The sequence below is a fragment of the Vibrio sp. JZG10 genome (genome assembly GCF_054064075.1).
Window position 1 is genome coordinate 361,221 of record NZ_JBSUGE010000003.1, and the last position, 12,867, is coordinate 374,087.

Sequence of the window (12,867 nt, forward strand, 5' to 3'; positions counted from 1 at the left end):
TTATGTTTCCAATTTTAGCTTTTGTATTTGGTTTTCATCCGCAGTGCGACGTTAACCAAAGCAATCAGAACAGGAACCTCGATTAGCGGACCAATCACGCCAGCGAATGCTTGATCGGAGTTCAGGCCAAATACAGCAATGGAAACCGCGATCGCCAGCTCGAAGTTGTTGCCCGTCGCCGTAAAAGCAATGGAGGCATTTTTATCGTAGGGGATGCCCATTCTCTTCCCGATAAAGAAGCTGGTAAAAAACATCAATACGAAGTAGATCGCTAGTGGGACTGCCACGCGGAACACATCCATTGGTAGCTGTAAAATCATCTCTCCTTTGAGGCTGAACATCAGCACGATGGTGGCGAGCAAAGCGATCAAAGTAATGGGTGAAATTCGAGGAATAAACACATCGTTGTACCACTTCTCACCCTTTGCAGCGACTAACCATTTACGACTGAGAAAACCAGCGAGGAACGGAATGCCTAAGTAAATCAATACGCTTTCCGCAATGTCTCCCATGGAAATATCAACCACAAAACCTTCATAGCCAAAGAACGGTGGAAGTACGGTGATGAATAGCCAAGCCATAACGCTGTAAGTCAGAATTTGAAATGCGCTATTTAATGCCACTAAGGCCGCGCCATATTCTTTGTTGCCGCCGCCAATATCATTCCACACTAAAACCATAGCGATGCAGCGTGCAAGGCCAATCAAAATAATGCCAACCATGTAACCCGGATGATCACCAAGGAAGGTTAAGGCAAGAACGAACATCAGGATTGGACCGACGATCCAGTTCATAACCAGAGACAGTGTGATGGCCTTTTTATCTCTCGTTACCGTTCCCAATAGACCGTAGTTCACCTTGGCGAGTGGTGGGTACATCATCAAAATCAAACCAATGGCGAGTGGTACGTTCGTACTACCAACGGACATTGCTTCGTTCCATTCTGCTACTTGCGGGTAGGCTGCGCCTATCCCCACGCCGATGGCCATTGCGACAAAGATCCAAACCGTTAAGTAGCGGTCAAGAAAGCTCATTTTTTCGCTGGCACTATTTAAAACTTCAGTCGTCATAGTGGTCTCTATTCGTTTATCGTCGAAAGGCGATATATAAGGTTATAGTTTATCTTTGCGCGCATGGAAAGCGCGCAACGTGTCTTAGCTAAATAAACCGGAAAATTGAGCGTTAAACGCGTTCAGTTTTTCACGTTGAATGCGGTAACAAACCTTTGGCGGGTTAGGTTCTGCACTGATAAACCCCGCCTGTTTTAGAATACGTAAGTGTTCTGATACGGTCGATTGCGCTAAACCTAACTCAGAGACTAAATCGCTATTTAAGCAGCCGCCCATAGTGTCTAAAGTGTGAAGAATATGCAGAATGCGTAAGCGAGCAGGATGAGACAGCGCTTTCGCTTGAGCGGCGAGTGCTTGCTCTTTATCGAGTTGTTTTTGCGTGGCTTCAAAAGCAATTTGGCATGTTTCGCTGCATTTGTTGCTCATGAGCAGACCTTTATAGTTAATCGTCGAATTGCGATTAAGTGTACGTGTGCTTTTTCTAAGGCGCAACTGTTGGCAGTAAAAAAGCAGAACTTAAAGATACGACGAATTGGGGGTGTGGTATCAGGAGCTAAGTTCTGCTTGGGGGTTAGGTTATGAGCAATTTTCTATATTTCCTGCTCGCTAAATCAGTATGGTGAAAAAAGGGGAGGCGAAAAAGAGAGTAGATTTCTTCGCTTTATTCCTGATAAAACCGAATTGGTGGGGTCTTCCTACAATATAGGCACGAAATGCTAGTAAAAGGGGAACAAAGTGTTTGGAAGTTTTCTTATTTTATTGCCGCCAAGTTCAGTAAAATACGCCTATCCAATGACCTCCTAGAGCTAAGGTACGTGCGGTGTCTGATCTCAACTTATTTCGTTATTACCAACGCTTGCTCTCTTTTGGTGTTGGTAATGAAGCAAAAACCACGCTGCAAGAAATCGCCGATTTGTTGTTTACTTCGCCTCGTCATGCGCGCAGTTTGCTGGCGCAGATGCAAGAGATAGCGTGGCTAAGTTGGAGGCCAAAACCGGGACGGAACCAACGTTCAACATTGTTGTTAAATGTTGAACTCAGCGCGCTAAAAGAAAGCCTTGCACTAGAGCGAATCAAGCTTGGTAAGTACGAGAAAGCGCTGTCGATTCTGGATGAAGATGAAGCCGCATTTGGGCGACTCCTCAAAACAACGTCGGGCGCATCGGTAAAAGAGGGGCGGCTCAATATTCAGCTAACCTACAAACGCATGTTCGAGCGTGTTGTTCCTCATCAATTGCAGCGAAGCAGCGAGCGCTTTTTGCTACGCCAAATTTATTGCTGTTTGGTATCAAGTGATTATTACGGGCGCGTAAAACCAGAGCTGGCGCACCATTGGCGATACGATGAGCAAAAATTCGAATGGACGTTTTACCTTCGCCCCGGGCTTACCTTCCATAATGGCAACCCAATCGATGCCGACACGGTGGTGAGTTTGTTTGCCAAATTGAGCTCACTAGAATACTACGAGAAAGAACTTGCGCATGTGGCGAACGTGACTGCGCCAAACCCTCTCAAAGTGGTGTTTACACTTAACCGACCTGACTTGGGTTTTGCTGGACTTATTTCTGGCGTGAAATATGGCATTCAGCCCGTGAGTCAGGTGAACGTTGCGAACAACAAGTTGGTGGTGGGGAGTGGTCCATTTTCCGTCGTTGAGCACAGTGAAAACCGTTTGAAACTGCAAGCGTTTGATGGCTATTACGCGTGTCGAGTATTAACGGATTTTGTGACGATATGGATCGTCAACGATGAACAGATGGAAAATCCATCGCTTGCCGCAAACACATTGCAACCAGAACCCGATTCTGCTGATGACATGTGCAGCCACTATATGTCGACGCCAAACAGTGAAGTATCACCAGCGAGTAAACGCAGTCGAACGGAAGACGGTTGTTTGTTCGCACTGTTTAACCATCATGCAAAGCACGCTTTGTCTCAGGCCCAGCGCCGATACATCAGTGAATTGATTCAACCTGAACAGCTAGCTGAAGTGATGCGTAATGAAAACATTATATTTGGGAGCATACCTGCTTATAACTTATTGCCCAACTGGAAACCGGTGTTGCGTCCATTTGGAGAAGCGGTCAAGTTGCCAAAGCTGATCACCATCGCAGGGTACAATTACACGGCACTACGCCGGTGTGCACGAGCGATTTCTTCGCGTCTAAAACATGCGGGCAGCCGAGTCGAGATCGTTATGTACTCCTACCGTGAACTGAGCGAGAAAGCCAAAAACGGTACGCTTGATGAGACTCTGGTTGTCACCAATATTAACTTGGACGATAACCGTCATGCGTCTGCGTTTAGCAACTTCTTTAGCAATGCCGTGCTTTACCACACCTTAGGGGAGCAAAATGCGGCGTGGTTGGATGCTCAAATGGAAAATGTCCGCGCATTCTCACCGCTTGAAGATTATCTGAGCGCGTTAGAGCCGATTGCGTCCACTTTGATTAGCGAGTATTGGATTGCACCGATGTTTCACCATACTCAGACGCTACGTTTTCAAGGGGTCTTGGAAGATGTCGCACTCACAAACTGGGGATGGCCAGACATACGATCCGTTTGGTCTGCGGACTGATCAAAACCGCCTGAATGGCGGTTTTTTGTGTCTGCAATTTGGTGAAAGCCAGTGACGTTTTTATTTTTTCTAGCCAACAAGTGTGATGCTTATCTACGTTTGAGCGCGAGTGATCAAGAAACAGCCCGAAATGAACTTTGAAATTAATCACGAATTATATCGAGTCAATAGGTCTAATGTGATCTGATTTAAATAATGTAACTTTAAGAATATTTTCGAGAAGGTGATTGTATTCAAAATTCGTCTATTGACTTGTTGCTCAAATAAAATTTGTAGATTTTTTACGTGTGGGATTTTTGAGCTCTGTCCATTTAAACAAATTGACAGGCTTTAAAGTGTGACTCGAAGCGCAAAAGTAGCTCGGTTGCGCGGTTGGGACTCTGTTATTGATAATTAACCCATCAGATGACGAACTGTTGATAGGGTTAAATATGTTGTACGAGTTAATCGACCACGAACTAGTAGATGTAATTAATGATCGCGCTTACCAATGGCAAGATGCGGTTAAAAAGACCACTCAATACCTAGAAAATAAAGGTTACGTCTCCCAGCATTATGCTGATGCAATCATCCGTTCAACGGAAGAAAACGGTCCTTACTATGTGTTATGCCCTGGATTGGCAATGCCTCATGCCCGACCTGAAACTGGTGTTTTAAAAACAGGCTTAGGCATCCATATTTTCCCGTCACCTGTTGATTTTGGATCGGATCTCGGTCCGGCCAATATTCTTATTACCTTAGCTGCGAAAGACTCTGATACCCACATTGAGGTGATTCAAGCGTTGAGCGAGATGTTTGTGGATGAAGAGAACATTGCAAAACTGGCACAAGCCTCTTCCAAAGAACAAGTGCTAGACATAATAAAAGCATACTAAAAGGAACATAACGTGAAAGCAAACATGCGAGCTAATGTGCAAGCCTTCGGAGGTCATTTGACCGCCATGGTGCTGCCAAATATCGGAGCCTTTATCGCTTGGGGCTTTATTACTGCACTCTTTATTCCCACGGGTTGGATGCCAAACGAAGCCTTTGGCGAACTCGTGGGGCCAATGATCACTTACTTGCTGCCACTTTTGATTGGTTACACCGGTGGTCAGATTGTTGGTGAAAAACGCGGCGCGGTAGCGGGGGCTATCGGTACGATGGGCGTGATTGTCGGGGCTGATATACCGATGTTTGTTGGCGCAATGATCATGGGTCCACTGAGCGCTTGGATTGTGGTGCAAGTGGATAAACGTATTCAACACCGCATACCTTCTGGTTTTGAGATGGTCGTGAACAACTTCTCACTAGGTATTGTGGGCATGATTCTGTGTCTGTTCGCCTACGAGATAGTTGGTCCTGCGGTAACAGCGGCAAACTTGTTTGTGAAATCAGGCATCGAAGCCTTGGTGGCAACGGGATTCCTTCCTCTGCTTGCGATTATCAACGAGCCTGCGAAAGTGCTGTTCCTAAACAATGCTATCGACCAAGGTATTTATTACCCACTAGGTCTGCAAGCGGCCGCAGAAACGGGCAAGTCCATCTTCTTTATGGTGGCGTCTAACCCAGGCCCTGGTCTTGGTATGCTGCTGGCCTACGCGAAGTTTGGCCAGGGTTTGTCTAAACGTTCTGCACCAAGTGCCATCATCATTCACTTCTTTGGTGGTATTCATGAGCTGTACTTCCCATACGTACTCATGAAACCAATCATGATTGTGGCAATGATTGCTGGTGCGGCGACAGGCATCGCAACATTCAACCTATTCGATGCAGGCTTGGTCGCGGGTCCAAGTCCAGGCTCTATCTTCTCTTACCTTGCTCTTACTCCGAAAGGTAGCTTCATTGCGACCATTGCCGGTGTGACAAGTGCAACGATTGTCTCTTTCTTGGTAGCAAGTGCGATTCTGAAGGTGAGCAAATCAGAAGAAAAAGAAAGCGAGTTTGAGAAGTCAGTTTCTGACATGAAAGAGATGAAAGCGGAAGGCGCAGTTAAGCCAGTTGCAGCTGCGACGACGCAAGAATTAAGCAAACCAATTTCATTTGTCGCATTCGCATGTGATGCGGGTATGGGCTCTAGTGCAATGGGCGCTTCGACCTTCAAACGCAAGCTAGTACAAGCTGGGATAGAGATTGAAGTGAAGAACTTTGCCATCGAGAAAGTCCCGAGTGAAGCCGATATCGTCGTGACACACGAGAGCTTAGAAAGCCGCGCAGTCAACGCGACAGGTTTACCAGTCGTAACGATCAAGAACTTCCTCAACGACCCAGCGCTTGACGAGCTGATGGATAAGATTAAGCAACAAACGGTCGCGACTGAGCAACCAGCCTAACAATGCAGTTTGGGGCGGCAGGTATCGCCCCAATTAGGAGAGAAATCATGGTACAAACAACGGCAGCGGTTATCTGTGGTGAGAAAAACGTTCAATTAAGAACCTTTGATTTGCCAAACATTTCAGCCGACGAACTTCTGGTTAAAAATATTTCAAACAGCATTTGTCTATCCACTTACAAAGCAGCATTGTTAGGTAGCAAACACAAACGCGTTCCTGAAAACATTGACGAAGTGCCAGTGATGACAGGTCATGAATACGCAGGTGTGATTGTTGAAGTCGGTGAGAATCTAAAAGATCAATTCAAAGCTGGTGACTACTTTGTTTTGCAACCTGCCATGGGCTTGCCAACAGGCAACTCAGCGGGCTACAGCTATGAGACCTTTGGTGGCAACGCGACGTATTCCATTATTCCTAAAATCGCTATCGACCTAGGCTGCGTGCTGCCTTACCACGGCGATTACTTTGCTGATGCGTCGCTTGCTGAGCCTATGTCTTGCATTATTGGTGCGTACCACGCGAGCTACCACACCACGCAATACGTGTACGAGCACGATATGGGCATCAAAGAGGGCGGAGCATTAGCGCTACTTGCGTGTGCTGGCCCAATGGGCATTGGTGCGATTGACTATGCGATCAACGGCCCTGTAAAGCCAAAACTGATCGTGGTGACGGACATCGACGCCGCGCGTTTAGACCGAGCTGAAAGCCTCATTCCCGTTGCAAAAGCCAAAGAGCAGGGCGTTGAACTGCACTATGTGAATACCGCTCAAATCGACGATCCGGTCGCGTATCTCAAAGCACTCAACGGTGGCAAAGGCTACGACGATGTAATGGTCTACGCGGCTGTTGCTCAAGTGCTAGAACAAGCCGATGAGCTGTTGGGTAACGATGGCTGCCTAAACTTCTTCGCAGGCCCTACAGATAAGAATTTCAAAGTGCCGTTTAACTTCTACAACGTGCATTACGAATCAACCCATATTGTAGGGACGTCCGGTGGTTCAAAGGGTGACATGGTGGAATCTATTGAGCTTTCCTCACAAGGCAAGATCAACCCGTCTTTCATGATCACCCATGTCGGTGGCTTACAAGCTGCACCCCATACGATTTTGAATCAGTTGGATATTCCGGGCGGTAAGAAGTTGATTTACCCACATATTGACCTGCCATTGACCGCGATTGATGACTTTTTATCGCTGGCAGACCAAGACCCGTTCTTCGCCGAATTAGACGCAATTTTGAACGCCAACAACTATGTGTGGAACGCGCATGCAGAAAAAGCGTTACTTGAGTTTTATGACGTGAGCTTAACGGTTTAGTTGCAACGAATTTGTGTGGTAGCCTTTGCGCTGCCACATAATGGAGAGGTCATAATACGTTGTCACGTGAAGACGAATTACTGGAGAAACTGGACGAGTGCAAAAATGCGACTGCGTTTCTTCGGGTTTCTAACAAAATAATTAACCTCAAGTTAAAAGCATTACTTCCGAGCGTGTTCGTCCAAGACGACCTTGTGAAGGAGTATGCTGTGGATCCTTTATTGAAAGAAGATGGTCCGTTGGTGACGACCGATGTGGTATCAAAGTTGATGTTTGCAATGGGCAAAATCTCTTTGGAAACTTACGCCGATATCGGATTGTACGATCAGGTCTTGGAGTACGTGGTTAGCCAACCTGAGAAAGTCGAATTCGCGGATGACGTGATTTACGATTTCATCAAAAACCAAGCGGTACTCTCTTCTCAGCAAGACAGCTTTTATCTTGAGTCGATCAATCAGCTTAAGTTCTCTTCGTTTGAGTCCTTTTCGCAAATGAGATACGAATCTCTCATCAAAACAGTGTTGAAGCTGTCGTGTGAAATGTTGATAGAAAGAATCGAAGGGGAGATCAATCAATAAGGGTTCACCATGAAAGTGAATTTAAACGTCAGTGGTTTTGAAACCGAAGCTACCTTTCCTGATGCCGACGTAAAACGAATCCATCAGCCTCTTATCGAAAAATTTACTCGCCTCTATCATGAGAAGCAGGAACGCATAGTGGTGTTCTTGTGTGCCCCTCCGGGTAGCGGTAAGTCAACCCTTGCTGCGTTCTGGGAACATCTCTCTGAACATGATGAAAGCCAAGAGCCTTTACAAGTGCTGCCGTTTGATGGTTTCCACTATCCAAATGAGATCCTCGACAACAATACGATTGAACGAGATGGCGAGCTCGTGCCTCTGCGCAGTATTAAGGGGTCCTATCAAACATTTAATCTGACGGAGCTTATCGACAAGCTCAAACAGCTCAAAATGAAAGATACAAAATGGCCATACTACGACCGCAATTTGCATGATCCAGTCGACGACGCCATTTTGGTAAATCGGAATGTGGTTGTCGTCGAGGGCAACTGGCTGCTGTTAGATGAACCAGTATGGAAAGAACTGCATCGCTTGGCCGATTTCACCGTCTTCGTAGATACACAGCCTGAGTTTCTACAAGAGCGTTTAGTCAATCGTAAGATTCGTGGTGGTACAGAGCCAGAAGCTGCATTGGAGTTTTATTTGAACTCAGATGCCGTAAATGTAGATAAGGTTTTAAATCACTCAATTCCAGCGGATCTCACGCTGTTTCTCAATCAAAACGGTTCGTTCGAAATTCGATAATTCGTCCACAATTTAGGAGGTCACCATGGATATCGTCGTTGATAGCCACACCCATACTATTGCCAGTGGACATGCCTACAGCACCATTTTAGAGAACGCATTGGCAGCCAAGAATAAGGGGCTAAAACTTCTTTGTACCACCGATCATGCTCCCGAAATGCCAGGAGCCCCTCACTACTGGCATTTCAATAATCAAAGAATTTTGCCCCGCTTTTTACACGATGTAGGTATTCTCCGTGGTGTCGAAGCCAACACGCTGAATGTGAAAGGGGAGATAGACTTACCATCGTCTTCTGACCAACATCTTGACTGGGTGATTGCGAGTTTCCATGAACCCGTATTCAAGCCCGCAACCGAAGCTGAGCATACTGCCGCTCTGATAAATGCGATTAAAAGCGGCAGGGTGGATGTTCTCGGTCACTTAGGCAACCCAAATTACCCATTCGATATGGAACAGGTGCTGCGCTGTGCTAAAGAGCACAATGTTGCGGTTGAAGTTAACAATACATCTTTGACAGGCAAAAGCCGTAAGGGTAGTGATTCCCGTTGTGATCGCATTGTCGAGCTGGGCAAAGAGGTTGGCGTTTACTTCAGTACCGGATCTGATGCGCACTTCTGTGAAGAGATCTCTAAGTTAGATTTGGCGATTGCTTTGCTGGAAAAACACGGTGTGGAAGAAGAGAAGATACTCACTACGTCGACGAGCCGATTCTTGAACTTCTTATTGCTGAGAGGTAAGGCGAGGATTTCAGAGTTTAAGGATTTTTACTAAGTAAAATCCCAAACACATTAAACGAAGTATTTTCTTATACAGCCCTAAAACCCGCTAAGCTGCGGGTTTTATTCGTTTTGGGGAGGCGTAGAACACACAACGCGACTGTCATATAAAGCGTGAAAAGAAGAATCAATGAAAAAGGGAATGAAGGCCATAATTCGAGAATATTATAGGACGAGCGGGAATTTTGTTGCTCTTAATCAGTCATAAGGTTATGAGCCGCTTTTTGTGTTCCGCTGTTCAATAACGAGCGATAACAGGCGAACAAGTAGGGACTGAGCTTCAGGAGAAAGCAAGCGTGCAACGGCCATTAGATCATCCGCTGTTACATGTTGAACGTCTCTTATATCCAATGCGATGTCGAGATCGGTCAAATGCAGAGAGCGCAGTATGGAGCGATATTGGGAAAGTTTCAGGTCGGATTCTCCACGCTCTATCCGTAGATACGTTTTCACGCTCATCCCTGCGATGTTTGCCATTTGTTCACGGGAGAGGCCACTCGCTTTTCTTCTCGCAATCAGTGCTTCAATAATAGGATCGACCTGCATGTGCTCTCCTGAAAGGACAGTTTTGACCTAAATAAAGCAAGAAGTGGACCAGTTTAACCATCTCATATTTACCTGTTTTGCAATCAGTATAAGAATAGCTATCTAATAAAAATGTACATATTTTAGTCAGTTATAAACTCAATGGAAAAGTATCAATCATACAAATCAATCGAGACAAAATCTTCAATTCGCAAAATGCAACGCATTTTAGATCAATTATTTAGCGAGCTTAATGAGCAGCATCGTGTCACTAAAGAAAATGTTGTCGCTCTGACTCGACAGTCTCAACAGAGGTTGATGAACTACAAAGAGCTTTATCTTCATAAAGAATCGATAGGTGAGGTAGAGTTGCAGATTGCGTATGAAAATATGAGTGTGACTGAGAAGCAGGTCGCGGATATGGGCGTTTCAGCATTAACTTATATCATCGGAGCGTTAGATAAAGCGTATTAATAGAATGGGCAAGCTAGCTTAGACTTAGACAGTTTGGATAACACCAAAACGAAAGGATGCAAATGCTGGGGAACCACACCCAGCATTCGGACACTCATTTACCTATAGTTTCGAACCGTAAATCAGTGTTTAGAGGTATGTGAACCGAACAGTGTCGGTACGCAGCGAATAATAGCGATATTGTCCGATCTAGGCTACGCCCCTGGAATCTAACACCTTAACTTGAACTGTAAATTAATTTGTACACCCATCCAAAATTGAGCGGTTGAGCACGTTCTTACTCTCATTAGGCGATAAAAGACTGATTAGTGATGAAAATAACAACACATCTTAGGTGAATGAGGAGAGTTGTTAAAATATATCGCTATAAGATTGACCTTTTGCTTTTCAATCGTCCTGCTTATGCCTTACAATCTTTTCGAACCAAATCCATTCATAACGAATGGCGTTGATGAATTAAGATGAACAATTTTGCTTCGAACCCAAAGTTGTGCGCATTTCATCAACGATGACATCGCCCAAAACGACTCTCAAGTGTTCATGTGCAATTGAATTAACCACCTTTTGCTGCATGCTTTCTTAGCCATACAGGGCTCTTGTAACATAGAGTTCTTGTAACCAAATTTTGGCTGAGTAGAGCGTTTTGTTGAGTGTGCTTTGAATGTAGCACAACTGGCGATAAATAAACGGATTGAATTTAGAGGTATTAACCGTGAACCTAAAACTTGTCGGCAGCTCCCTGATCGTTGCAGGTACTGCTCTTGGCGCTGGTATGCTTGCTATACCAATGGTGCTTGCTCAATTTGGCCTCCTTTGGGGCACTCTTCTTATGTTATTCATCTGGGCTGGGACGACTTACGCTGCGCTGCTCCTTCTTGAGGCCAGTTGCAAAGTAGGCGGTGGCGTGAGCATGAATGCAATTGCTCGCGAAACGCTAGGTAAAGGTGGCCAGTTGGTAACCAACAGCTTGCTTTACGCCCTGTTAGTTTGTCTATTGATGGCTTATATCATTGGTGCGGGTGATCTCGTACAAAAAGTAACAGCCTCAATTGGGCTGCCAACATCTACGATCGCAAGCCAAGTCGGTTTTACTCTTTTAGTCGGTATCATTGTTTCGGCAGGCACAGGGGTTGTAGATAAGCTTAATCGCGGTTTGTTCCTAGGCATGATCGTGGCGCTGATTCTGACACTTTTTGCGCTTGCACCAAGCGTCTCGTTTGAGGGACTTGAGGAAGTCGTGAGTGACGATAAGATGGCGCTAATTAAGACAAGCTCGGTGCTTTTCACCAGTTTCGGTTTTATGGTCGTGATCCCATCGCTTGTAACTTACAACAAAGAGGCGAGCAAAACACAACTGCGTAATATGATTATCTTGGGTTCAACTATTCCGCTTGTTTGTTACCTATTATGGTTGTTAGCAGTTGTCGGTAACCTACCACCTCATGAGCTTGTTCAATACTCCAATGTAACAGAGTTAATCTCGGTATTAGGTCAGCAATACGAGGGTTTGGAGTTTATCCTATCCATGTTCACTGGGTTAGCACTGCTAACGTCGTTCTTAGGTGTTGCAATGGCGCTATACGATCAAAATGCAGACCTACTGAAAGCAAGTAAGCCAGTGATTTTTGTTACTACTTTTGTGCTACCACTATTAGGTGCTGTATTTGCGCCAGAACACTTCTTGGCTATTCTTAGCTACGCGGGGATTATTCTTGTGTTTCTCGCGGTCTTTGTCCCATTATCAATGACAATGAAAGTGCGTCGAGTGCCAGTAGAAGATGACAATATTTATGAAGCTGGTGGCGGCGTAATGGGAATGAGCATGATCTTCCTATTCGGCTGTTTCTTGCTGTTTGCCCAAGCCGTATAAAATCACGCTAGCTGATTTAAAAACTGAGCCGCTCGTTGTATAACGGGCGGCTTTTTTGTGTTTATAACCCGAACACAGAGGACTTAAAAAGTTATCAATATCAGTGATGCTTAACCTTTCTCTGATAATCACGATAAGCTTTGACCTTGTAGTAAAATTCCTTGGCGAAAGGCTGACATGTGCAGTGATTCACCTACCTATTATGTTGCTATTGATATTAATAAGAGGCTCTGTTGTGTCAAAGCAATTATCTTTTGCCATGGTTGGCGTTATATTGTCTTTAGTACAGAAGTGATGGCTGACCCGAAACATAGGCATGGTCATCGATATGATCACCATCATGAGCATCACCATCATCATAAACGCAAGCACAAGCATAAACATAAGTATAAACATCGTGACGTTATTTATGTGGAGTCTCGACGACCAAGACGCAGTTACTACTACCACGACCGAATTCCTCGTAATAGTACCTACATAAAGATTGGAGATTTCACTTATTTAAAAGTGGATGATCGTTTCTATCGTCGCTCCAATGACCGCTATATCCATGTTGAATTCAACTAGAGTGGGAAAGGCAGCATAGCAAGCGTGATAACAGTTTTGAGCCGAGTGGCAAC

General features: G+C 45.2%; 12 protein-coding genes and 1 pseudogene. 10 read left to right on the plus strand and 3 right to left on the minus strand.

Going from position 1 to position 12,867, the window contains the following annotated elements; all coding sequences use genetic code 11:
* Positions 1 to 14 precede the first annotated feature (14 nt).
* Entirely contained in the window at positions 15 to 1,070 is a 1,056-nt protein-coding gene (arsB, locus tag ACWYVB_RS06460; RefSeq protein WP_457528403.1) for an ACR3 family arsenite efflux transporter, read from the minus strand.
* Between the two features lie 84 nt (positions 1,071 to 1,154).
* Positions 1,155 to 1,496: an ArsR/SmtB family transcription factor gene (locus ACWYVB_RS06465; RefSeq protein WP_006742094.1), complete on the minus strand. Its 342-nt coding sequence runs from the start codon at positions 1,494 to 1,496 to the stop codon at positions 1,155 to 1,157.
* Positions 1,497 to 1,890: 394 nt separating this feature from the next.
* Between ACWYVB_RS06465 and ACWYVB_RS06470 the strand changes: the two genes are divergently transcribed.
* The 7 genes from ACWYVB_RS06470 to ACWYVB_RS06500 all read left to right on the plus strand — a co-directional run bounded on the left by ACWYVB_RS06470 (position 1,891) and on the right by ACWYVB_RS06500 (position 9,373).
* Positions 1,891 to 3,648: an SgrR family transcriptional regulator gene (locus ACWYVB_RS06470; RefSeq protein WP_457528405.1), complete on the plus strand. Its 1,758-nt coding sequence runs from the start codon at positions 1,891 to 1,893 to the stop codon at positions 3,646 to 3,648.
* Positions 3,649 to 4,079: 431 nt separating this feature from the next.
* On the plus strand, positions 4,080 to 4,523 hold the full coding sequence (locus ACWYVB_RS06475; RefSeq protein WP_005391226.1) for a PTS sugar transporter subunit IIA: 444 nt from the start codon (positions 4,080 to 4,082) through the stop codon (positions 4,521 to 4,523).
* 12 nt (positions 4,524 to 4,535) lie between these two features.
* Positions 4,536 to 5,960 (plus strand): PTS mannitol transporter subunit IICB, encoded by a 1,425-nt coding sequence (locus tag ACWYVB_RS06480; RefSeq protein ID WP_150917862.1) that lies wholly within the window; start codon positions 4,536 to 4,538, stop codon positions 5,958 to 5,960.
* A 47-nt stretch (positions 5,961 to 6,007) separates the two neighbouring features.
* Entirely contained in the window at positions 6,008 to 7,279 is a 1,272-nt protein-coding gene (locus tag ACWYVB_RS06485) for a zinc-binding dehydrogenase (RefSeq protein WP_457528408.1), read from the plus strand.
* 59 nt (positions 7,280 to 7,338) lie between these two features.
* Positions 7,339 to 7,857, plus strand: a complete 519-nt coding sequence (locus tag ACWYVB_RS06490; protein ID WP_085344342.1) for an MltR family transcriptional regulator — start codon at positions 7,339 to 7,341, stop codon at positions 7,855 to 7,857.
* Positions 7,858 to 7,866: 9 nt separating this feature from the next.
* A complete protein-coding gene (locus ACWYVB_RS06495) occupies positions 7,867 to 8,601 on the plus strand; it encodes a nucleoside/nucleotide kinase family protein (protein ID WP_457528409.1) in 735 nt (244 codons plus the stop codon).
* Between the two features lie 25 nt (positions 8,602 to 8,626).
* Complete coding sequence (locus ACWYVB_RS06500) at positions 8,627 to 9,373, plus strand: PHP domain-containing protein (RefSeq protein WP_457528411.1); 747 nt, start codon at positions 8,627 to 8,629, stop codon at positions 9,371 to 9,373.
* 215 nt (positions 9,374 to 9,588) lie between these two features.
* On the opposite strand, the gene ACWYVB_RS06505 is transcribed toward ACWYVB_RS06500, so the two are convergent.
* Positions 9,589 to 9,924, minus strand: coding sequence for a helix-turn-helix domain-containing protein (locus ACWYVB_RS06505; RefSeq protein WP_457528413.1), 336 nt, complete (start codon positions 9,922 to 9,924; stop codon positions 9,589 to 9,591).
* A 141-nt stretch (positions 9,925 to 10,065) separates the two neighbouring features.
* Here ACWYVB_RS06505 and ACWYVB_RS06510 point away from each other — a divergent pair, with 141 nt between their 5' ends.
* The 3 genes and pseudogenes from ACWYVB_RS06510 to ACWYVB_RS06520 all read left to right on the plus strand — a co-directional run bounded on the left by ACWYVB_RS06510 (position 10,066) and on the right by ACWYVB_RS06520 (position 12,814).
* Positions 10,066 to 10,377 carry a hypothetical protein gene (locus ACWYVB_RS06510; protein WP_006742087.1) on the plus strand — a complete coding sequence of 104 codons (312 nt, stop codon included), beginning with the start codon at positions 10,066 to 10,068 and terminating at the stop codon, positions 10,375 to 10,377.
* 712 nt (positions 10,378 to 11,089) lie between these two features.
* Positions 11,090 to 12,247 carry an amino acid permease gene (locus ACWYVB_RS06515; protein WP_065645766.1) on the plus strand — a complete coding sequence of 386 codons (1,158 nt, stop codon included), beginning with the start codon at positions 11,090 to 11,092 and terminating at the stop codon, positions 12,245 to 12,247.
* A 235-nt stretch (positions 12,248 to 12,482) separates the two neighbouring features.
* Positions 12,483 to 12,814, plus strand: a pseudogene (locus ACWYVB_RS06520) (hypothetical protein).
* Positions 12,815 to 12,867: the final 53 nt, after the last annotated feature.